Below are 23,395 nucleotides of genomic sequence, written 5' to 3' on the forward strand. Positions count from 1 at the left end.
ATTTTATGGTATAATTATAAATTATGAAAAAACAAAAATTAACTAAGTTGGTTTAGTATCGATGTTGCAAAAATTAAGACAAAGGGTTGAATTTAACACTTTAGATCAGCAAATTATATTTAAAAAACACGATGGTGTCCCTAGCGATCCAAACATTTGAAATAGATATGATTTTTACTTTGATATCTTAATAAATCACTAATAAAATTGTAACCAACTTTTACCAAAAAACTTAAAAAAGTCCCTAAAACCGGATACTTTTTTAAAATTACCTTATGAAACTGGGAAACTCGGGTTTGTCTTTGTCAATTTTACTTTGATCTAATTCAAATTTCATGTTTGAAATTTCCTTAAAATATTTAGGTTTTTTACCAAACAATTTGTTTACTTCAATAAAACCGTCTTTATTTTGTTTTTTAATAAAACTTTCGATTTGCTCTTCACGAGCTTTTCTGTCTTTTATCGCTCTTTTTGTACTGTAAGTAATAATTCTTCTTCTAATATTTTCAGTGTATCTTTTATTTTTATAAGATGAATAAAATTCTTCTTTTTTATACTTAAAATCCGCATTTACATCAACATAATCCCTTGGATCTAGTAAATAATTTTTGAATTTTTGAGTCCCTACCTTTGCACGATATGAAATAATAAAATTATAGTTTCTTGATTCAAGAAATCGAATATTTGCAGCAGTTGACATGCCGCGATCAGCGATTATTGTCATATTTTTGATATTATATTTGGATTCAACATCTAATACAAAAGGGATTAATGTACTAGAATCGCCGGTATTTCCTTTAAAAACTTTAATATGAAAAGGAATACCATTTTTATCACACGCTAAGCCAATGACAATTTGGTCTTCTTTGAATTTAGCATCTTTAGAATAGCCAGGAATTCTTAATCCATTTCTTTCAAATGTCTCAAAATAGATTGTTGATGAGTCAAAATAAAATTCACTGTCCCTTTTTCCAAGTTCGCTTGTTACCATTTTGTTGACACTATTTAAAAGTTGATTTTGTGACTCAAAGACAAGATCTAGGAGTCTATAAAAGCTATTTTTGGAAGCATTTATTTGATTTGAGTAGTCATCCTTTTTATCAAAAGCATTAATAATGCTGCCAGGATCAGTGATCCGTTTTGAAATTAAGTAGTTAAAAATTTCTTTCATATTTTTATGTCTACTTTTAGGAAGTGATTCAAAAATATTGTGCTTTTCAATAAGTTTTTCAATTAATTCCCCGCCAACAAAAACCGAACCTTCGATTATTGCGGAATTTTTAATAGAATCAAGTAAAATAGCCTTGACTTTATCTTTGTCATCTAAATTTGAAAACAATTTCAATTTTTCTTTGATAATTTGAACAGCATTTGGATTAATTTTTTCCAAATTCCGCTCATTTCCTAAACTAAATCAACGTTTTGGACCTTTGGAATAACCTTGTGTTCAGCCAACATATTTATATGGTTTATCTTTTGAAGATCCTCAAACACTAAATAAAAACAAATTTTGTTTTTTCATAATGTATAATTATACCATAAAATTACTTAAAATGCTACCAAATGCTACCAATAAAAATTAAGGTTTTACATTCAAAAAACACCGATTTACAGGTCTTTTTTCATATTTATATTTACTAAAAAGTGAATTTTTGCCTTCAAACTGGGAAACTCGGGAAAATTAGCCTTTTGCAAAAAAAAATGCTTGGTTTAAGAAAAAATTAAGGTATAATTACAATCAGTTAAGAATAATTAATAAATTTGGATATTGAATTAAGGGGGAATTAATTATGTTTTTGCCATAAAAAAATCAGAAAATGCGAATTATCCATTATATTTTCAAATATGATGGTATGCCTTAAATTTAACCGTTTAGAAATCTATATAAATTTAGGGCTTTTAATTATTGTTCTTTCAAAACTTCACATATTTTTTTAGGCTCAATGCAAACAAAAATGAGTTTTCTATTTGTATTGAGTTTAAATAGCAGTTGTATTTTTTTATGATTTTTGTTAGCGTTTTAACTAAAAAAGGTAGTTTAAATATTTCATATTTTGCTTTTCAAGTTAAAAATTTTAGTTTTTTTAGTTTGCTTTATTTGATTAATAAGTAGATTTTTCTTTCGTGAGTGTTAGATTTAAAAAAACACTGTAATTTACAGCATTTTTTACAAATAAGACTAATAATTTGTTAAGACAGCGCTAATTTTTCCGTCTCAAATATTGGCGCTTTCAATTTTAACATCAATAAATTCACCTAATTTAAATCGATGTTTTTTATTATATAAACAAAAATTATCTTCCGCTAACACATAGGGATCATTTTCGCTATCAGGAAGACTTTTATTAATTATTAAGGCATCAAACATTCCGTCAATTTCAACAAAAAATCCGGATTTAATAATAGAAGTTATCTGTGCCCTAAAGGATTTTCCAATCAAATTTTGGACATATTCAGCTTTTTTTATATTTATAATTTTTCTCTCTAAATTAAATGCTTTTTGCTCTAATTCAGTTGTGGAGTAGGAATTTTTTTCCAAAATTTCCTTATAAGTTTCAATGTCATCGCTTTTTTTAAACAAAAAGTTATGGATAATTCTATGCAATAATAAATCAGGATAACGACGGATAGGGCTAGTAAAATGACTATAAAAAGTAGCCGCAAGACCAAAATGACCTTCATTTTCAGTGCTATAAATTGCTTTTTGCATCGTTCTTAAAATTGAATATTTAAGAAAATTGTCATTATTTTCTAGTTTTATTTGATTAATTTTATGTGCAAACTCTTTAGAACTAGGATTTAATTTTAAGCTATGTTGTATGCCTAAAGATTTAATGACTTGATTAAAAATTGTTATCTTTTCAGGATCAGGGGTTGCATGAATTCGGTATAAAATCGGAATTTTTTTCTTGGTTAAAAATTCCGAAACATTTTCATTTGCCCTAATCATAAAATTTTCAATTAATTCTTCAGAAATTCCTCTTCGTTTTAGTTTTAGGGATTGAGTATATCCTTCTTGGTCTAAAATAATTTTAACTTCATCAAGCGCAAGGTCAATATAGCCTTGTTTTTTCTTGAAATTTGACAAAATAGTGTTTAAATTTAGACACTTTTTTAACATGTTCTCTAAATCTGTATCACCAAATGAAAATGAACCGGCAAAAAAATTATTTACTTTTTCATAAGTTAGACGCCATTTTGAATTAATTACAGAAGGGTAAATTTTAATGTATAAATTTTCACCCTTTTTATTTATAAGAGATTCCATTGTGATAGTAAATCTATCGACATTAGGCATCAAAGAGCAAATTCCGTTTGATAATTCTTCAGGTAGCATAGGAATTGCCATGTGCGGCAAATAAATTGAAGTTCCCCTTTTTTGGGCTTCAATATCGATTGCTGAATCCTGTTTTACATAATGTGCGACGTCTGCAATATGAACTTTTAAGAGAAAATTTCCCTCTTTTGTTTGTTCAATAGAAATGGCATCATCAAAATCTTTTGTGTCATCGCCATCAATTGTTACCACGAGTTCATTTCGCAAATCTACTCTATTTTTGTCGATATTTTTTATTTCTTGTTCAATTTTTGAAGATTCAGCTAGAACTTCTGGGCTAAATGTGTCAGTAATTTCTGACTCAATTATAGGAATTTTTACATGTAAAAAAGGCTCTGATTTGTGTCCAATTTTTTGAATAACATCTAGTTTTAGCACATTTTTTTGATAATCAATAATTTTTACTTTATAAAAATTATTGATTTCTAGATCTTGAGTTGAATTTCAGCGAAAGAAAAAATTCCCCTTAAAATTAATAGGTTCAAAATCTCAATATTTATCATTTTTAACAACTTTTCCGATTAAAAATTTAGTGTTTCGCTGAATAATTTTAGTAACAACACCGAAAAATTGATCACTTTTGAATCTGTCAATATAAATATTGATTTTGACTTCATCCCCCTCAAGAGCATTTGCAGTAAATCTTCCGGGTATAAAAATATTATTTTTTTGGGCTGGATTTTGTTTATCTTCAACAAAACCAAACGAGGATTGGGTAGCGCGGAAAATACCAACCCGAGTTTCTATGAATTTAGGTCAATAATATTTGCCTTCCAGAGTTTTGAAAACCTGGAAATTTTCAATTAAAGTGCTTATTTGGTGCGTCAAATGTTGGTTTAAGTCAAAAGGCACGTTAAATTTTCTAACAATTTCAATAAAAGTCTTTTCATCTTTAAGAAAATTTTTGAGTTTTTCGTGAGATATAATTTCCATGAATTTTACAACAACCTAATTACTAACGATAGAGCTAAAAAAATAAAGCCCAATATAAACATTGCTCATTTTGTGAACTTTTTGATACCACGTTCTTTTGATACTTGGAATAAATCCAAATCGCTCGATCCGATTAGTGCTCCTGAGAATGAGTTTGAATGTGGTGACATAATTAGCGAAACTAAAACAATCAGGAAACCAAAAATCGCAATAAAAATAACTAAAACTGTTTTTAACATGATTAACAACCAAAAATAAGTTAAATTATACTATAAAAAAGCTAATTTCTAAGCCAAAGTTTTCAAAAAGAAAATTAAAAACTTAAAAAAATTAGAAATTTTATTAAATTCTTTTACTTCAACAATAATATTTTGTTTTTTAAGTAAGTCAATGTGATTCAAAAGCTTGTTTAAAATTTTACCTTTAAAAAATAAATTGGTTTCATACTGAAAAAATAAAGATCTAGCATCTAAATTCGATGTCCCAATCATTCCGATATTATCATCAATAATTATTGCTTTTCCGTGAAAAAAGATTTCCTTAAAAAAGTAAATTTTAGCACCTTTTTTAAACAGTTTGTATGCAAAATAGTGATTAAAAGTTTTGATCAATAAAATGTCATTTCTGCCTGGTATAAAAATTTCTACCTCTATTTTTGCAAGTAAAACATCTTTTAATGCGTCGATAATTTTTTGTGTTGGCACAAAATATGGCGAAAAAAGCTTAATATTTTTTTTGGCCGAATAAATACTTTTTAAAATAAAACCCTCAATCAATGAGTCAGGTAAATTTGGCCCGTTTTGAATAACAACGCCTAAATTTTTTATTTTAGTAGATTGGGTGCTGTTTTCTTCAGGTTTGCAAAAATTATTAATTTCAGATTTAGAAATATTTTTTTTACCTCATTTTGACCAGTGAAATAGGAAATTTCGGCAATAAGTTTCGACAATTTCGCCTTCAAGTCGAAGATTTAAATCCATTCAGTAGCCATAATTTTTATCAAAACCTGAGTATTCTTCAGAAATATTATTTCCACCAGTATATACAATTTTTCCATCAATTAGAAAAACTTTTCGGTGGTTTCTATAAAAACTTTGCCCTGAAATAAAAGGCACTTTGAAGGCATTAAACAAAAGAACTTCAATTTTTTGACTTCTTAATTCAAGTCATTGCCGTGTTTTTATGTAGTAAGTTCCAAAAGAATCGACGATAATCTTAACTTTTATGCCTTGTTTGCGCTTATTAATTAACAGTCTTTTTAATTTTTTCCAAATAAAGTCGTTTTTTACAATATAAATATCAATAAAAATGAATTTTTTCGCCTTTTGAATGTCGTTAAAAAGTTTTTCAAAAAAACTATGACCATCAACAATTAATTCGCCGGTAAATTTTTGAACAGGTGATAAAAAATATTTGCTTGAATAAACCAATAAATCTCGATCAGTTTTAGGAATTTTTTCTAGCAACTTTTCATCAGTTTTACTTGAGCCAATAAAATACTGATATTGTGAAAAATAATGCTTAACATTTTGGTGATTTGAGTATTTTCGCCCTAAAAAAATATAAGCAATTGGCCCGATTATTGGCAAAATAGAACAAGCAATCAGCCATGAAATTTTTGCTTCATGTCTTCTTCTTTGCAGCAAAATAAATAAATTAAAAACCGAGGTAGAACTATAAACCGAAACAAATGTTAAAATCGCGATTCAATCAATATTTCTAGACAGAAAAACATAAATTATGTAAATAGTTCCGCTAAAACCCGCAAGGAAAATTAATAAAAAAAAATAGTAAAAAATCCATTTTGCTCTTTTGAACATTATGGTATAATTTTACTATATTTCTGAACTTTCCTTTTGATTTTCGTTAAGTTTTTCAGTAATTTGCTCCTTTATTTCATTAAATAATTTTTCATTATTTTCAAGTAACAGCTTCAAATTCATTTTTCCTTGAGCAATATTTTCGCCATTATATGCAAATCATGATCCTTTTCTGGTAAGAATTCCTAATTCTTCTCCTAAATGAATAAGTTCAGTAGATTTTGAAATACCTTTTGCAAAAACAATTTCAACTAAAGCTGTTTTAAATGGGATTGCAAGCTTATTTTTAACAACTTTTATTTTTACACTATGCCCTGTTATATCATTTCCTGTTGAAATTTGTTGAACTTTTCTAACATCAAGCCGAATTGAAGCATAAAATTTTAGTCCTCTTCCACCTGGTGTTGTTTCTGGGTTTCCAAAAATTACTCCTACTTTTTCACGAATTTGATTGATAAAAATAACTGTTGTACCGTTTTTATTTAATGATGCAGTTATTTTTCGAAGCGCTTTTGACATTAGTCGAGCTTGAGCCCCAATTACTTGATCTTTCATTTCACCTTGCAATTCTGCCATTGGCACTAAAGCGGCAACCGAGTCTACAACAATCAAGTCAATAGCTTTTGTTTTTGCCAATGTGTCGACAATATCAAGGGCTTGTTCACCTGAGTCTGGCTGAGAAAGAATTAAATTATCAATATCGATTCCTAAATTTTTTGCATATTGAGAATCAATCGAGTGCTCAGCGTCAATAAATGCTGCAATTCCGCCGCGCTTTTGAACTTCGGCAATCGCGTGCAAAGTAATAGTTGTTTTTCCTGATGATTCAGGCCCATAAATTTCAATAATTCTACCTTTTGGGAATCCGCCAATTCCCAGAGCCATATCAATGGCCATACTTCCAGAGGAAAAAACTTCAGTGTCAATCGGTGGTTTTTCACCTAAAACCATGATAGATTCATTTCCAAATTTTTTCTTAATATCACTTAAAGCTTGTTTTAATAGTGATTTATCGTTAATTTCAGTCATTTTTGTCCTTTTTAAATATTGGGTTATAAATAATTTTCTTGTTTTTTCTTATTTTAATTTAATTTTTTTTGTAAAAAAACTTCAAAAGTAGGAAAAATCGACCAATTTTCCTATTTTAAGAAAAAATTAGCAGTTTTTCTTAAAATAGTACGCTAGGGCGGAAAAAGAAACATTTATTTTTGTCCTAGCAAGAATTATTAGCTTAAAATCCTAAAAATCTAATAAAATTTATAGCATGAAAAAAATTTCCATTGGTTTTACTAATAAATCTTTTCGCAAGGATTCACAATTTATTCAAGAAAAAGTTTATAATGGAATGAACCATCAAATTGATTATTCAATTTTATCAAATTTTGATTTTGTTCCAAAACTAATATCTGATTCAAAAGAAGTGATTATTTGAGAATGAATTGAAGGATCTAATGTTGAAATTACCGCTGAATCGCTTGAAAAAATCGCTTATCAATTAAGGGAAATTCATAATTCAAATTTAGTTTTTCCACCATCTAACCATGCATTTCGGGTAGAACAATATTTAAAAATTCTAGCTGAAAAAGGGATAAAAAACCCCACAATCGAAAAATATAACCCATTTATCAATGAAATTTTGGTAAATATGGATAAAACCAAACCACTTCATAATGACTTGTGATTAATGAACATGGTTAAAAAAGACAAAAAAATTTATTTTTTAGATTGAGAATATGCATCACAAGGCGACATACATTTTGATCTTGCATATTTTATAGAATCAGCAAGGTTAGATGATGATCAGGAAAAAATTTTCCTTAATTTCTATGGAAAACTAAATTATAAATTAATATTATTACATAGAATTTTCGTTCTTTACCTTATAATTTTATGAGTAAATGCTCAAGAAACTAAATACTTTGACGACACCCCTTACATGGAAAAATTAGATAATTTATATGAACAATATAAATTATGAAAGGAATAAAATGAGATTTATTGATCAAGTTTCAATAGAAATTCAAGCAGGTAGGGGCGGTGATGGGGTAATATCATTTCGCAGAGAGGCTCATGTTGATAAAGGTGGGCCAGATGGCGGCGATGGTGGTAATGGAGGTTCTATTTATTTTATTGGAGATTCTGGTCTAAATTCGTTATTTCCGTTTTATTATACTAAAAAAATTTTCGGAAATAACGGTGAAAATGGTAGATCAAAAAACAGGACCGGAGCTAATGGCAAGGATATTTTTGTAAAAGTCCCCCTTGGAACACAAGTGTTTTCAAAAAACACTTTGATTTGTGATGTAGTTACTCAAAAAAAATATTTGATTGCCCGTGGCGGCAAAGGCGGTCAGGGCAACACCCGTTTTAAGAATTCAAAAAATAAAGCACCTCGAATATCTGAAAACGGTGAAGAAGGTCAAAAATTAGTTCTTCAACTTGAACTCAAAGTCATGGCTGATATTGGTCTGGTTGGTAAACCAAATGCCGGAAAATCAACACTTTTGTCATTAATTTCTAACTCTAAACCCAAAATTGCTGATTATGAATTTACAACAATTGTTCCGCAACTGGGCATGGTCAAATCTTACAATGATTCATTTGTTGTTGCAGATTTACCTGGTTTAATTTCAGGAGCAAGTTTGGGAAAAGGAATGGGAATTGTTTTTTTAAAGCATATCGAACGTTGCCGTGCAATTGCTCATGTGATTGACTTTGGCAGCCAGGAAAAAAACCCGATTGATGATTTTAAAAGTATTAACGCCGAGCTAGCTAACTTTAGCCAAAAATTACTAAAACTAAAGCAAATAATAATAGCAAATAAATCTGATTTACCCAGTTTTAAAAAAAATTTTGAGCTTTTTCAACAAGAATTTCCCGAAATTCCCGTAATTGAAGCCAGTTTGATTTCAAATAATAGTGTTGAAATTCAAAATATAAAAAGAAAAATGTTTGAACTTATTTTGCAAGCAAATCAAACCGAAAATATTGAACAAACAGAAAAAGAGGAAGATTTTGTTGAATATAATCTTGAGGCACCATTTTTAATTACTAATAAATTTCCAGGATTTTACGAGGTTACTGGCGAGTTAATTAAAAAAATAGTTAATAAAATACCATTAAATTCTCAGGAAAATATTTTTAGATTTAACTCGAAAATTAAAAATATCGGCTTGTGAAATGAACTTTTAAAACTAGGAATAAAATCAGGGGACACTGTTAAAATTTATAATTTTGAATTTCAATGAAGTTAAAATATTTTGACCATTTATTAATTTTTTTGAGGTAATTTAATTTAATTTTTACAGGAGATATAAAAATGGATGATTTCCGTAAACCTGCAAGATCATTGCGTAAAAAATTAAAAGATCCATCAGAATGGACATTTGTTCAAAAAAAATCACTAGTTGCTTTTTTATTCCTATACCATAAAACTAATAAACTCCATTCACAAAAAGAAAAAGTTTATGAAACTTTAGGAATTACAAATAAAAATGATGATTTACCAATTTCAGCGATTGATAGAGCTCTTTCACTCTTAGAACCTAGATATACCAAGCTTTTAATCAAAGAATTTATCGATAATGACCGTAACTGAATTAAAAAATACTGGTCTAAATCAACATATTATAAAAATATGCACAAAGCAATCGACCAATTTATTATAATTTTAAATCTTTAGTTTATGAATTTAGATCTTATTCCAAGCCAAAGCCCTGAAATTCAAATTGCAAGAAGCTATGGCCAAATTTCTTTTAATTATGCATCAAATTCATCACCTAATGGAATTAGACAATTTGTAAAAATCGAGCGCGACATTGTTTCAAACAGATATACAGTAATTGTTACTGTTTTTTCAAAAATACCGGGAAAAGTGGATGTTTATGTTCAAGTAAATAATTCAATTCCTGCAGGCCCAAAAGTTTTAGAATTATTACCCGAGCGATTTAATCAAGCAATTTTTACTTTTGGCGGTCTTGATGGCGAAAAAAGTAAAGATAATGCTGACAAATTTCAAAAAATAGATAATATTTTAGTGTATTTGACAAAACATAACGAGCAACAAATGATGCTTGATAATGTGGTAAAAATCCGCAACTTTTCAGATGTACGCAAAGAATATTCTATCCAAAACCAAGGGATTGGCTTTAAACTCTTAAAGTCAATAAAAATGGCAAATTTAGGAGCTGATGCCTCGCTTGAATTTTCTAAAACTTATGAAAAAATCGACGAACAAACAGTTTATTTTTTCCCTGTTAAATTTATTCAAGAAAAACATAATATAAATATTTTTAAGGTTGGGGTTGATCCTGAGACTTTTCATGCCGGAAATATCGATCGCCAGATCAATATTTCTGACTTAAAATTGACAAATCTGCCAATAAAATCAGCCACAGCAGCAAAAAATTTTTTAAATTTATCCTTCCAATTTCGCCCAGATATCTATAATAAAAACACAAAACCTGAAATTGTCGAGGGAAAATACATAATTGGGGATATTTTTATAACTTCAAGTACCTTTTATGATTCAAAAGAACGGGTTGTTTATAGTGGAAATTCACAAATTTCCCAACAAGGATTCATTATTCCTTATAATTTTTCAGGATACTTAAATCCAAAAGTTGAAATGTCAATTAATTCTGATTTTGAGAAAATCAGTGTTGGTTTTTCACAACAAATACACAAAAAATTGATTGACTATGAAAAGAAAAAAGGAATTTACCGTCTGAAAATCACAAATTATCCAACTCCTTTTATAAAATCTGATGAAATTAAAATTTCTAATCAAGATTTTAAATATGTTGCAACAAATTTTTTAACAATCGAGCAGCTTAGAGATCTTTCTTTTACTAATTTTAAAGAAGATGAAGAAAATCAGTTAGAAGAATAGATGCAAATCACTGCTAAAATTTTATCAGGCCTTTTTGCAACAGGGATTATTGTCGGCGGCGGAATTCTAGGTTGATACTTGTATAACTCAAGAGTTGAAAAATCATTATCACCTTTAAAAAAACAGCTAGATTTTGAAGTCAAAAATGAGTCAGAATACAAAGAAAACGATGTTTTCCCCAATATTTATGCTAATGATTTTTACGATACAATAAAAGTAAAACAAGGAAAAGTTTACATTGATGAGTGATTAGTTGAAAATGTTATCAAAGAAATTATTTCAAAAGTTAAAGTATCATTTGGATCTTTGAATTTTCGGTACAAAATTGACGAAAATCAGCAAACAATTTATATAGAAATTCTCTGAAAATATAAAAAGAATAAATTAAATAGAAATTATAAAATTAGCCTGTATCAAGATATTTAGTGCTAAATTGTAAAAAAATAAAATAATAGTATAATTATTTTTGTCATATGCCAAAAATAATTGCCCACATTGATATTGATACTTTTTTTGTCTCATCAGAAATTAGACTTGATCCAACATTACAAGGCCAGCCAATTGCTATTTCTCGAAAAGAGGATTTTGCAATGGCTGTTTCTATTTCTAAAGAGGTTAAAGAAAAAGGCTTCAAAATCACAGATAAAACCGTATATATTAAAAAAAAGATCCCAAATTTGGTCGTAATTGAACCAAATTTGGCTTATTATCGCTTTTTATCAAGGCAATTTTTTGATTTTATCACTAAAAATTTTACAAAAAAAATTGAAATTTACTCAATTGACGAGTGTTTTTTGGATTTAACTGATTATTTTAGAAAATTTAAGACAATTTACCAAATGTTGTACTATATTAAGAAAAAAGTGCAAAAAGAACTTAAACTACCAATTTCAATCGGCGTTTCACATAATAAATTATTAGCAAAAATGGCCACTAATTTAGCCAAACACACACGAGAAAAAATCACTGTTATTCCAAGGGATAAAATAAGACCACTTATTTATTCCCAAAAAATCGAAAAACTTTTTGGAATAGGAATGTCCACAGCTCAAAAACTAAAAAATATTGGAATTTTTACCATCAGTGATCTAGTAAACGCTGGAGTTGATAATGAAAAAATTATTCAAGTTTTAGGCGTTCAGCGTTATGGATTTTTTCAATCTTTAACTTCAACAGGGGACAACATTGTTTCAAACAAGCCCGAAAATTTCAAAAGTGTCTCACATTTTCGCACTTTTTCGCATTATGCCAGTCCAACAAAAACAGAAACACTACTTTTAATTTCAGAATTTTTGCCAAGTTTAGTCGCCAAACTAGACCAGTTTAATAAAGGGACAAACCGTGTTGAAGTATATTTTAAGCTAAAAAACAAAGAACAAAACCGTTTTTTTACAGATTTATCTCAACCTTCAAATAATTATGATTTGTTGTACAATAATTTAATTGCGCTTGCAAACAAAATCGAAGATTTTTCTTTATTATCAGGATTTGGAATTTGCTTGTCAAAAATTTCTGATTATGATATAAGTGTGTTAAATACAAGTCCAAAAGTTAAAAATATTATCGCAAGTGTAAATAGAAAAATAGGTTTAAAAAAATTAGTTGTGCTAAAATCATTTAAAAATTAGGCCATTTAAAGCAATGAAATATTTTTATTACTTCTATTTTAAGATTTTTTTAGCAATTGCCCTGATTTTATCTTTGGTTGCAATTTGAAATTACACACTAATTTTAGGATGATTTTTCTCTTTTTTTAGTGTTGCATCCTTTTTGCTTTCAAAACACCTATTTTTTAGTGCCATAACAAAAAAAGCAAAAAATAAAGAAAAAACCTCTTCATTTTTTGCTTTTTTTATTTATATTATATTAATTCTGTTCCAAGCTGCAATTTTGATAGCTATTTTTTTTATTAATAAATCATTTCAAATAGCTGCTGAAAATAGTTATGATTTTTTACTTGGACCAATAAATATAATTTCTTTTATTTTTGGTTATACAATTTTTCCAATTAGTGCTATAATTTATTTTTTATTATCAAAGCATAAAAAAACAAAGGAGTAAAAATGGATTTTTTTTCACACTGAAATCAACCGCAATTATTTACTCTTTTTATTTTAGTAGTTTTTGTAATAATTTTATCAATTATTATCTTTTTTCACATAAAAAAAGCAAAAGTTGATAAAGCTCCTTCAGCAATAGTTTTATTTGCAGAATCATACTTTTTATTCATTGATGATCTGGTTGAGTCTTCCGGTGAAGGTTATGTAAATAAAGCAAAACCTTACATTTTTTCTCTTTTTACCTTTTTTTTATTAGGTAATTTATTATCACTGGCAGGTCTTGAACCAATTTCTACTTCACTTTCAGTAACCCTAAGTTTGGCGATAATTAGTTGACTAGGGATTTTTGTTGTTGGATCAATTTTTGCAAAAAGATATTATATACTTGAATTTGCAAAAAATCCACTCAAAATAATAGGGGCGCCCGCTCCATTAATTTCACTTTCTTTTAGGATGTATGGGAACATAATTTCTGGTTCTGTTTTCTTTTTGATTATTTATTCAGGTGTTCTTTGACTTTACCAAAAAATCCCGCTAGGTGCTTTTGGTAATTTTAATTTACCGGTTGTATTAATTTTCCCACCGTTTCTTATCTATTTTGATATTATCGGCTCGTTGATACAGTCATTTATTTTTGTAATTCTAACTGTTTCATACTGAGGAATGGAAGTAATTCACCCGCCACAAAAGCAAAAAACTGAACAAAAAACATTGAACATTGTTCAAACTTAATTATTTTGGAAACAAAATAATTAAGTTATTATAGATTTATTATAAACAAAAGGAAAAAAATGGAATCTGTTATAAATTTCTCGCAAAAAGTTGTTCAAAATTTTCAAGAAACTGCTACTAACACTGCTAATTCAGGACTAAATGCGACTGCATTTGCATATTTAGGCGCTGGACTTGCGATGATCGGAGTTATCGGTGTTGGTGCCGGTCAAGGTTATGCTGTTGGAAAAGCTTGTGATGCTATTGCAAGAAATCCTGAAGCACAAAAAAAAGTTTTTCGTGTGTTAATAATTGGAACAGCTATTGCAGAAACATCATCAATTTACGCGCTTTTAATTGCCTTTATCCTAATTTTCGTACAAGGTTAATTCCAAAAAATTTGTAAGAAATGCAACCAAGTATTAATCAATCATTAAGCGAATTGTTTAAAGGGATAATCCCTAATGTTTATGTAGTTGCTGCAACACTTGTTAGTTTTTTAGTTTTATTTTTGGTTTTGACTTATTTTGTTTATCGCCCACTTAAAAAATATATCAAACAACGTAAAGATTTTCTCCAAAATCACATCGACTCAACAATTCAATCAAATAATGAAGCTAAAGAATTAGCAAAACAATCGCAAAATCATTTAGAAGAAACAAAGCAATATTGCATTGATTTAAAACATGAATCTCAACTTGAGGCAAATAAGCTTATCGAAGACTCTAAAAAACAAGCCACCGAAGAAGCTCATCGCCTTATTTCTGAAGGTCAAAAAGTTTTAACCGAATATGAAAAAGAAATTGTAAAAAAATATCAGGAAAATATTATTAATGTTGCCGCTGATATAAGTAAAAAATTCTTGATAAATCAAGAGCAAAACAACAAAGATTTACACGAAAAAATGATTTTAGACCTAGAAAATTTACTAAAATCTGAGAAAAATATTAGAGAATAAAAAATGCACCCACAGGTAAAAAATATTTATGGATATTCTGAGTCGCTCTTAGAAATTTCAATATCTGAAAAAAAAGTAGATCAATTTATAAATGATAGTTTTTATATAATTGATTTAGTTAGCGCCAATCCTTCTTTAATTTCGATTTTGACGTCACATTTTATTTCAAAAAGTGAAAAATATACTTTGATAGAAAAAATTTTTGAATCAAAAATTGACACTTATATGATAAATTTTCTTAAAGTAATATGCAAAAACAATCTTTTTTCACATTATAATCAAATTTTAATTAAATTTATAAAGCTTGCAAATGCTCATTTAGGCCAAAGTTGGGGTCAAATTCAAAGCGCATTTCCACTGTCACCATCAGAAATTGCTAAATTTGAAGACTTAATTTCCCAAAAACTGAACAAAAAAATAGTTTTACGACCAAAAGTAAATCCAAAATTAATTTCTGGAATCAAAATAAGCATTGATAACCATATTTTTGAACATTCACTCTCATCACAGTTGCGCTCGCTCAAGCAGAAACTTATAAAAAATATATAAATTTTAAAGGTTTTTTAACATGAATAAAGATATAAATTTAACCGCAATAATTAAAAATGAAATTAAAAATTTCGAATCCAAAATCCAACATGATGATATTGGAAAAGTTATTGTTGTTGGAGATGGAGTTGCGCTTGTTTCCGGGATTGAAAAAGTAAAATTTGGTGAACTTGTTCAATTTGAAAATAGTGTTTTTGGAATTGCGCTAAATCTTGAGCAAGATTTAATTGGTGTTGTTATTATGGGGAATGAAAACTCTGTTTTTCAGGGCTCAACTGTCAAAAGAACAAAGTCTGTCATTTCAATTACAGTTGGCGATCAACTTTTAGGCCGTGTTGTTAATGCTCTTGGTCATCCAATTGATGGAAAAGGTGAATTTGACAATAATATAAAATCTGAAATTTTTACAAATGCACCTTCAATAATGGACAGAAAAAGTGTTGATCGTGGACTTCAGACCGGAATTTTAGCAATTGACTCACTAGTTCCAATTGGAAAAGGACAACGTGAGCTAATAATTGGCGACCGTCAAACTGGAAAAACAACAATCGCTATTGACACAATTTTGAACCAAAAAGGCAAAAATGTCTATTGTGTTTATGTTGCAATTGGCCAAAAAAATTCAAGTGTAGCCCAAATTGTTGCCCTTCTTGAAAAAAAAGGTGCCCTTGACTATACAACAGTTGTGGTTTCAGGAGCTAGTGAATTATCACCTTTACAATATTTAGCCCCATATTCTGGAACTTCAATTGCCGAATATTGAATGCATAAAGGCAAAGATGTTTTGATAATTTATGATGATTTATCAAAACATGCTATTGCATATAGAACGCTCTCACTTTTATTAAGAAGACCACCTGGAAGAGAAGCTTTTCCTGGGGATATTTTTTACCAGCACTCATATCTTTTAGAGCGTTCATCACAATTATCTGATGAAACAGGTGGCGGATCCATCACCGCTTTGCCAATAATTGAAACTCAAGCCGGCGATATTTCAGCTTATATTCCTACAAATGTTATATCTATTACCGACGGTCAAATTTTTGTTCGTGATAATCTTTTTAATTCTGGGCAAAAACCGGCAATTGATATAGGTCTTTCAGTTTCGCGGGTAGGTTCAGCAGCTCAATCTAAATTGATGAAATGAGCTTCTTCATCATTAAAATTAGAACTGGCACAATATAATGAACTCAAAGCTTTTGCACAATTTGGATCTGATTTAGGACCAAGTTCGCAGTTAATTCTTGATCGCGGGAATAAAATTTATGAACTTTTAAAGCAAGAAAATCAGCAACATTTTTCCCAAATTCAGCAAATAATGCTGTTAATTTTAATTAGAGAACATCTAATTGATCAGTTGCAACTGGAATCTATGCAATCTTTTAAGTCAGTTTTTCTTAAATATTTAGATACAGATTCTGAAATTAAGTCAATTTTAGAAAAAATTGATCATAATGTTAATTTAAAAACTGACGATTTAAATTTAATTTTAAATTCAGTAACAAAATTGATTGAAAATTTTAATTCAGGTCGAAGTTTTTAATTGGTTTTTTATAAAAGAGAGCAAAAATGCCTAAATTAAATAGAATTCGCGCAAGATTTATCCAAATTCAAAATATAAAAAAAATTACTGGCGTTATGGAAATGATAGCTAATTCAAAAATTCCCAAAATTAAACGTCAATTTAAGTCATCTCAAGAATATTTTGAAAATTTAGACCATATTATGCAAAATATTTTGGCAAATTTATGCAAAACACCTGAGGAGCTAGTAGCATCAAACTCTGAAAAAAATCTTTACATTATTTTTGGTTCAAATTTAGGTTTTTGTGGCGCGCTTAATAATCAAATTTTGAAAAAAATTACTCCTGAATTAACAAAAAATGATGAAATCATTATTTTTGGCAAGAAAATTTATAACTACATATCACTAAGGTATCCTAAAAATATTATCAAATATTTTCCCGGAGTTGAAGAGACGAATTTTTCTGAACCAATTATTCAAGTGACAAACTTAATAAATAAGGCAATTTCTGAAAAAAAATATAAAAAAATTTTCATTTGTTATAATAAATTTATAAATATAATTCAATCAAAGCCAAATATTATTAACTTATTTGATTTTGCAAAAAATAAAACAAAACAAGAGGGCTACGGAATTGAATTTGAACCCAGTGCAGTTGAAGTACTCAAAAAATTAATTCCTTTTTATATAAAATCACTTTTGGAAAAAATATTTATCGAATCTAAATTAGTTGAGACATCCGCTCGTCGAACTTCAATGGAAAGTGCAACAGATAATGCCCAAGATATTCTTCAAAAATTAGAACTTGAAATAAACTCAAGCCGCCAATCGATGATCACTCAAGAAATTATCGAAATTATCAGCGGAAAAATGTAGTAAAAGTAGGTAAAATAATGAAAAAACAGATTAATATAGGTCATATAGTTCAAATTTTTGGTCCTGTTATTGATGTTCAATTTCCAAACGAGCATATGCCTGCAATTCTTTCAGCCCTTGAAGTTGAAGTTGACAATCAAAAAATCGTTTTTGAAGTTGCCCAACATTTAGGCGAAGGAATTGTCCGTGCAATTGCAATGTCAATGACTTATAATTTATCAAAAGGTTTAGAAGTAAAAGACACAGGTTCACAAATTTCAGTTCCGGTTGGAAATCAAGTCTTATCACGAATGTTCAATGTTTTAGGAAATCCAATTGATAGTGGTCCGGCTCTTGATTCAGTTGAAAAAAAACCTATCCATTCAGCAGCCCCGACATATTTAGAACAAAAAGCTGTCAGTGAAATTTTAGTTACAGGAATTAAAGTCATTGATTTATTAATTCCATTTGTAAAAGGTGGAAAAATCGGTCTTTTTGGAGGAGCCGGAGTCGGAAAAACCGTTTTAGTTCAAGAACTTATTAATAATATAGCAACTAAACACGGTGGACTTTCAGTTTTTGCTGGAGTAGGTGAGCGTTCTCGTGAAGGGAATGACCTTTATTTTGAAATGAAAGCTAGCGGTGTTTTAGACAAAACTGCCTTAGTTTTTGGTCAAATGAACGAGCCTCCTGGTGCCCGAATGAGAGTTGCTCTTTCTGCCTTGACAATGGCCGAACATTTTCGTGACCAAGACAATCAGGACGTTCTACTTTTTATTGACAACATTTTTCGATTTACCCAAGCTGGTTCAGAAGTTTCAACACTTTTAGGTAGAATTCCATCGACAGTTGGCTATCAACCGACACTTTCAACTGAAATGGGTCAACTTCAAGAGCGAATTACATCGACAATCAGGGGTTCAATAACTTCGGTTCAGGCCGTTTATGTTCCTGCTGATGACATCACAGACCCCGCGCCTGCAACTACATTTTCGCACCTTGATGCCAAAACAGTTTTAGACCGTGGGATAGCTGCTCTTGGAATTTATCCTGCAGTTGATCCTTTAGCGTCATCTTCGAGAGCTTTAGATCCTAGCATTGTCGGAAAACAACATTATGAAGTAGCTAAAAAAGTAGTTCAAATTTTGCAAAGATTTAAGGAATTACAGGATATTATCGCAATTTTGGGTGTTGATGAGCTTAGTGAGTCAGATAAACAAGTTGTCGCAAGAGCCCGCCGAATTCGAAACTTTTTATCCCAGCCGTTTTTTGTGGCGCAAAAATTTTCAGGAATTGAAGGCCAGTTCATTAAAATTGAAGACACAGTTAATAATTTTAGCGAACTTTTATCTGGCAAATTTGATAATGTCCCTGAAGAAGCATTTTTATACGTTGGGACAATTAATCAAGCATTAGAAAAGGCAAAAAAGATGGGATGAAGTGAAAACAATTAATCTTAAAATCTTTAGTCAAAAAGGAATCATTTTAGAATCCCAGCCAGTTTCAGTTACTGCAAAAACACAACTAGGATACCGTGTTGCCCAATACGGAATCACACCTTTTTGTGGAATAATTTCACCATCGGTTTTGTATGTTTTAAACGAAAAAGAAGAACTCAAATTTAGAATTACCGACGGTGTTATATATGCTTCTAAATCTGAGGTTTTAATTTTTACCCAGGGGGAGCTGCATCCCGCTTAATATTAATAAATTTTTAAATTTTAGGCTAAAAATGAGAAAAATTGCTTGTTTTTCCCATTTTTTTCCTTTTTTGGTCAAAAAAAGCTTAAAAATTTAATTAAAAATATGAATCATAAAAACCGCGGAATGTTTCTTGAAAAAATTATTAACAACACAATTGAATTTTATTATCAAAACGACATTGCGATTTTTCACAAAAAAAATCTAGATATTGGTTTTAAAGCTGTTCAAAAAGATTTGACCTTAAATGATGCTTTTGTATTAAAAAAGTCAACCGTTGATTATTATGGAATTTATAAAGGAATTTTTGTCGCCTTTGAAGCCAAAAGTACCAACGAAAACGTCTTAAATTTAAAGCAAATTCCAGAACATCAAATAAATTATCTACATAAAATTAGAAAACATTTTGGTTGTGCATTTTTCATCATTTTTTTCAAACAACTTGAAAAATTTTACATTTTAAGTGTAGACAAAATCGATTTTTCAAAAAAGTCAATTTCTGCTCATTTTTTAGAAAAAGAAGGGATAGAAATCGCACTTACATACCCTGGAATCATTGATTTTATTGCATATATTGATCAAATGATTTAATTTATTGTTTATTTTTAATTTTATGGTATAATTTAATTTTTAATTTATATTAGCTCAAAATATCATTAAAATGGATTCAGATAGATGTGCTTTTTTAAGTTCTATTTGTTAGAAATTTTAAGTAGAAACAACAAACAAAAGGAAATATTACATGGATAAGGCAACAACAGCTAAACAAAACCAAAATATCGAACAAAAAGATAGCCAAATGTTAAACATTGGTGAAATTTCTACTGAAAACTCAGCGGAAATTCCTATTGTTTCAAAGCAAAAACTATTAGAAGCGGGTGTTTATTTTGGTCATAAATCATCACAGTGACACCCTAAAATGGCACAATTTTTACTAAAAAAAAAGCGTAATGAAACTCACATTATTGACGTTTTAAAAACTCAAAAAATGTTAGAAATTGCTTATAAATTAGTTGAAAAATTTGCCCAAAAAGGTGCTAAATTTATTTTTGTAGGTACAAAAAAACAAGCAAAAAAAGCCATTGAAGAACAAGCAATCCGTACAAATTCAATATACGTTTCTGGTCGTTGATTAGGCGGAACTTTAACAAACAGTCGTACAATTTTGTCACGTCTTAAAGCAATGGAAGAACTTGAACAACAAACAGCAGAAAATTTTGAAGGTTATACAAAAAAAGAAATACTTTCAAAACAAAAACAATTAGCTAAATTACAAAAAAATCTTAACGGAATTAAAGGGTTAAAAGACGTTCCACTTTTTTCATTAATAATGTTAGTTGCCGATCCTTTAAAAGATATAATCGCAGTTAAGGAAGCCCGTAAAAAAGGAATTAAAATTATCGGAATAACAGATTCAAATGTTGATCCATCTTTGGTTGATTTTGGAATTCCAGCAAATGATGATTCAACTAAATCAATCACATTAATTTTTACTATTTTAGCTGATGCAATTTCATCAGCAAAAGGTGGCAAAAAACTTTTTGCATATCAGCCTGATGAGCAAATTATTTTGCCTGAAGATCCTGAAAAAGAGCAAAAACAACAAAGATTTCGCCGTAATTCATTCGATAAATTTGAAAAATTTGATAAATCAAAAAATAAACCAGGCGATAAAAAAGTACAAAATCCTAGCCAGTCTAGCGAATCTAAAATTGCATAATTAATAAAAAAGGAGTAAAAAATGTTAAAAATAGATAAATTAGCAAAAATTAAAGAATTAAGAGAAATTACGGATGCTCCTTTTGTTGATTGCAAAACAGCTCTTGAAAACTCTGATTATGAAATAAATGGTGCTATTAAATGACTTCACGAAAATGGTAAGTCAAAAGCACTAAAAAAAGCTGACCGTATTGCCGCAGAAGGTTTAGTTTTAGCAACTAAATGTGAAAAACATGCTTTAATTTTCGAACTTAATTCAGAAACAGATTTTGTTGCTAAAAACCAAAACTTTGTAAAACTTCAAGGTGAAATTGCCAAATTACTTCTAGAAAATGACTTTGATAATTTAGAAACAGCTTTGACTATTAAAAATCAAGATTCCCGTACAATTGCAGAAATGTTAATCGAATCTACCGCAACTATGGGTGAAAAAATCACTTTGCGCCGGGTGCTAAAAACCAAAATTTTAGAAGGACAAAAAGTTGGACTTTATACACATTCTAACGGACAAATTGCTTCTGTTGTTGTTATAGATGGCGGAAATTGCACTGTTGCAAAAGATATTTCTATGCATGTTTCAGCTCTAAAACCAGAATTTAATTTTGAGTCCGATTTGCCTCAAGAAAGACTTGCAGAAATCACTCAAAAAGTTGAAGATTCACTTGCCTTAGATAAGAATTTTGAAAAGAAACCTGAAGAAATCAAGCAAAAAATTAAACGTGGTAAGATTGAAAAAGAATTGTCAGAATTCGTTCTTGAATTTCAACCTTTAGCAACGGATAGCGCCATTTCTGTTGGTAAATATTTAGAACAAAATTCTGCTAAATTAGTCCAAGCTGTTCGTTTTGAAGTTGGTGAAGGCATCGAAAAACAAGCTGTGGATTTTTATACAGAAGTTAATTCACAAATAAAAGAAGCTAAATAATTATTAATTTAAAATCAAAAAATATAAAGAAAGGTATAAAATTTTTCCTGTTTTTTTAGGAAAAATTTTCTATTTTTAAAATGTTAGATTTTTTGACCAATAGAATTCAGTCATCTTTAAAAAAAATTCAAAAATCTGTGACCATTAATGAGCAAGATTTAGCAGAAATTATTCGTGAAATTCGTCTTGCTTTACTTGAGGCTGACGTTAATTTATTAGTTGTCAAAAACTTTATTGCTCAGGTAAAAAATCAGGTTTTAACAAACGGGTTGACTTCCAAACTCAATCCCCAACAAGAATTTTTGAAAATTTTACACCAAAATTTAGTTTCAGTTCTTGGAGTTAGTGCAAAACCTATTAATTTTGCTAAAAATCCAACAACAATAATGCTAGTTGGTCTTCAAGGTTCAGGAAAAACTACAACTACGGCAAAACTCGCAGTTTATGCTCGTCAAAAAAATTTTTCAAAAAAAATTTTACTAGTAGCATGTGATACTTACCGTCCTGCGGCGATTGATCAATTGAAACAATTAGGAAAACAAGTTTCAATTGATGTTTTTTATATCGAAAAAACTCCTGTTGAAATCGCAAAAGATGCCCTAATTTATAGCAGAAATAACAATTATGACCTTGTTATTTTTGACACCGCCGGTCGTCTTTCAATTAATTCTGAATTGATGACTGAGTTAGTTGAAATTAAAAAAGCTGTAAAACCTGATCAAATTCTTTTTGTTCTTGATGCTCTTTCTGGTCAAGATATAATAAATGTGGCCGAAACTTTTCATAAAGAAATTAATTTAACCGGGTCAATTATTACAAAATTAGACTCAAATGCACGTGCAGGAGCGGCTCTTTCAATTACACATTTGCTTAAAATTCCGATTTTATTTATTGGTTCAGGTGAAAAAATTTCTGCATTAGAACTGTTTCACCCCAACAGAATCGCTGATCGAATTTTAGGTATGGGCGATGTGATGTCACTTATAGAACAGGCCGAAGAAAATATTGACAAACAAACCGTTAAAAAATTGTCTCATCGTATGTTTTCTGGTCAATTTAATTTAGATGACCTCCTAAATAGTCTTGCTCAAATTCAAAAAATTGGAAAATTTTCGAAAATAATAAAAATGATTCCTGGATTATCGGGCAAAATTAACGCAAGTCAGATTGATGAAGTTGAGCAAAAAATGAAACTTTATAAAATTTTAATCTCATCAATGACTTATGAAGAACGCAAAAAACCAAAACTTTTAAAAAATCCATCTCGCAGGAATCGAATTATTCGCGGTTCAGGTCGAACAGGTGCTGAATTTAACCGTTTAATTAATGAGTTTGAATCAATGTCCAAAAAAATGTCTGAATTTTCAACAAAAAATATTAATTTTGATTCATTTTTTAAATAAAAATGAAAA

23 protein-coding genes and 1 pseudogene are annotated in these 23,395 nt (G+C 29.2%); 19 read left to right on the top strand and 5 right to left on the bottom strand.

What is annotated here, in order from left to right:
• Positions 1-61 precede the first annotated feature (61 nt).
• The gene (locus V3249_RS03705) at positions 62-202 is read left to right on the top strand and encodes a hypothetical protein (protein WP_252263094.1); all 141 of its coding nucleotides are present in this window, start codon (positions 62-64) and stop codon (positions 200-202) included.
• 93 nt (positions 203-295) lie between these two features.
• On the opposite strand, the pseudogene V3249_RS03710 reads toward V3249_RS03705, so the two are convergent.
• From V3249_RS03710 to recA, 5 genes and pseudogenes are all read right to left on the bottom strand, one after another.
• Positions 296-1,522, bottom strand: a pseudogene (locus V3249_RS03710) (IS1634 family transposase); the annotation flags it as partial.
• A 657-nt stretch (positions 1,523-2,179) separates the two neighbouring features.
• Complete coding sequence (gene rnr, locus V3249_RS03715; RefSeq protein WP_341517509.1) at positions 2,180-4,270, bottom strand: ribonuclease R; 2,091 nt, start codon at positions 4,268-4,270, stop codon at positions 2,180-2,182.
• A gap of 5 nt (positions 4,271-4,275) precedes the next feature.
• The gene (gene secG, locus V3249_RS03720) at positions 4,276-4,509 is read right to left on the bottom strand and encodes a preprotein translocase subunit SecG (RefSeq protein ID WP_075949690.1); all 234 of its coding nucleotides are present in this window, start codon (positions 4,507-4,509) and stop codon (positions 4,276-4,278) included.
• Between the two features lie 48 nt (positions 4,510-4,557).
• The gene (locus V3249_RS03725) at positions 4,558-6,090 is read right to left on the bottom strand and encodes a phospholipase D-like domain-containing protein (protein WP_337896641.1); all 1,533 of its coding nucleotides are present in this window, start codon (positions 6,088-6,090) and stop codon (positions 4,558-4,560) included.
• A 15-nt stretch (positions 6,091-6,105) separates the two neighbouring features.
• Positions 6,106-7,119, bottom strand: a complete 1,014-nt coding sequence (recA, locus tag V3249_RS03730; RefSeq protein WP_337896642.1) for a recombinase RecA — start codon at positions 7,117-7,119, stop codon at positions 6,106-6,108.
• A 235-nt stretch (positions 7,120-7,354) separates the two neighbouring features.
• Between recA and V3249_RS03735 the strand changes: the two genes are divergently transcribed.
• The 18 genes from V3249_RS03735 (at position 7,355) to ffh (ending at position 23,386) form a co-directional block, all read left to right on the top strand.
• Positions 7,355-8,077: a phosphotransferase gene (locus tag V3249_RS03735; RefSeq protein WP_337896643.1), complete on the top strand. Its 723-nt coding sequence runs from the start codon at positions 7,355-7,357 to the stop codon at positions 8,075-8,077.
• A gap of 1 nt (position 8,078) precedes the next feature.
• A complete protein-coding gene (gene obgE / locus V3249_RS03740; protein ID WP_337896644.1) occupies positions 8,079-9,344 on the top strand; it encodes a GTPase ObgE in 1,266 nt (421 codons plus the stop codon).
• A gap of 65 nt (positions 9,345-9,409) precedes the next feature.
• Entirely contained in the window at positions 9,410-9,772 is a 363-nt protein-coding gene (locus V3249_RS03745) for an MG284/MPN403 family protein (RefSeq protein ID WP_044284109.1), read from the top strand.
• A 3-nt stretch (positions 9,773-9,775) separates the two neighbouring features.
• Positions 9,776-10,981 carry an MHO_1580 family protein gene (locus V3249_RS03750; RefSeq protein ID WP_318089010.1) on the top strand — a complete coding sequence of 402 codons (1,206 nt, stop codon included), beginning with the start codon at positions 9,776-9,778 and terminating at the stop codon, positions 10,979-10,981.
• Complete coding sequence (locus tag V3249_RS03755; RefSeq protein WP_044284107.1) at positions 10,982-11,407, top strand: MHO_1590 family protein; 426 nt, start codon at positions 10,982-10,984, stop codon at positions 11,405-11,407. It begins immediately after the preceding gene.
• Between the two features lie 47 nt (positions 11,408-11,454).
• Positions 11,455-12,609, top strand: coding sequence for a DNA polymerase IV (locus tag V3249_RS03760; RefSeq protein WP_341517510.1), 1,155 nt, complete (start codon positions 11,455-11,457; stop codon positions 12,607-12,609).
• Positions 12,610-13,044: 435 nt separating this feature from the next.
• Positions 13,045-13,773 carry a F0F1 ATP synthase subunit A gene (locus V3249_RS03765; RefSeq protein ID WP_157356078.1) on the top strand — a complete coding sequence of 243 codons (729 nt, stop codon included), beginning with the start codon at positions 13,045-13,047 and terminating at the stop codon, positions 13,771-13,773.
• 59 nt (positions 13,774-13,832) lie between these two features.
• Positions 13,833-14,141 carry a F0F1 ATP synthase subunit C gene (locus tag V3249_RS03770; protein WP_252262564.1) on the top strand — a complete coding sequence of 103 codons (309 nt, stop codon included), beginning with the start codon at positions 13,833-13,835 and terminating at the stop codon, positions 14,139-14,141.
• A gap of 20 nt (positions 14,142-14,161) precedes the next feature.
• Positions 14,162-14,710, top strand: coding sequence for an ATP synthase F0 subunit B (locus V3249_RS03775; RefSeq protein WP_341517511.1), 549 nt, complete (start codon positions 14,162-14,164; stop codon positions 14,708-14,710).
• A gap of 3 nt (positions 14,711-14,713) precedes the next feature.
• Complete coding sequence (locus V3249_RS03780; protein ID WP_337896646.1) at positions 14,714-15,259, top strand: F0F1 ATP synthase subunit delta; 546 nt, start codon at positions 14,714-14,716, stop codon at positions 15,257-15,259.
• Positions 15,260-15,278: 19 nt separating this feature from the next.
• The gene (atpA, locus tag V3249_RS03785) at positions 15,279-16,802 is read left to right on the top strand and encodes a F0F1 ATP synthase subunit alpha (protein ID WP_337896647.1); all 1,524 of its coding nucleotides are present in this window, start codon (positions 15,279-15,281) and stop codon (positions 16,800-16,802) included.
• Positions 16,803-16,828: 26 nt separating this feature from the next.
• Complete coding sequence (atpG, locus tag V3249_RS03790) at positions 16,829-17,659, top strand: ATP synthase F1 subunit gamma (RefSeq protein ID WP_337896208.1); 831 nt, start codon at positions 16,829-16,831, stop codon at positions 17,657-17,659.
• Between the two features lie 17 nt (positions 17,660-17,676).
• On the top strand, positions 17,677-19,092 hold the full coding sequence (gene atpD / locus V3249_RS03795) for a F0F1 ATP synthase subunit beta (RefSeq protein ID WP_337896648.1): 1,416 nt from the start codon (positions 17,677-17,679) through the stop codon (positions 19,090-19,092).
• The gene (locus V3249_RS03800; protein ID WP_044285688.1) at positions 19,079-19,339 is read left to right on the top strand and encodes an ATP synthase subunit epsilon; all 261 of its coding nucleotides are present in this window, start codon (positions 19,079-19,081) and stop codon (positions 19,337-19,339) included. The genes atpD and V3249_RS03800 overlap by 14 nt, the downstream gene beginning before the upstream one ends.
• A gap of 105 nt (positions 19,340-19,444) precedes the next feature.
• On the top strand, positions 19,445-19,930 hold the full coding sequence (recU, locus tag V3249_RS03805) for a Holliday junction resolvase RecU (protein ID WP_069099132.1): 486 nt from the start codon (positions 19,445-19,447) through the stop codon (positions 19,928-19,930).
• A gap of 151 nt (positions 19,931-20,081) precedes the next feature.
• Entirely contained in the window at positions 20,082-21,059 is a 978-nt protein-coding gene (gene rpsB, locus V3249_RS03810; protein WP_425355588.1) for a 30S ribosomal protein S2, read from the top strand.
• Between the two features lie 21 nt (positions 21,060-21,080).
• Complete coding sequence (gene tsf, locus V3249_RS03815) at positions 21,081-21,983, top strand: translation elongation factor Ts (RefSeq protein WP_337896649.1); 903 nt, start codon at positions 21,081-21,083, stop codon at positions 21,981-21,983.
• Positions 21,984-22,063: 80 nt separating this feature from the next.
• Positions 22,064-23,386, top strand: coding sequence for a signal recognition particle protein (gene ffh / locus V3249_RS03820; RefSeq protein ID WP_337896650.1), 1,323 nt, complete (start codon positions 22,064-22,066; stop codon positions 23,384-23,386).
• The last annotated feature ends 9 nt before the right edge of the window (positions 23,387-23,395 follow it).

The organism is Mesomycoplasma ovipneumoniae, assembly GCF_038095995.1.
GTDB classification, from domain to species: domain Bacteria; phylum Bacillota_I; class Bacilli_A; order Mycoplasmatales; family Metamycoplasmataceae; genus Mesomycoplasma; species Mesomycoplasma ovipneumoniae_F.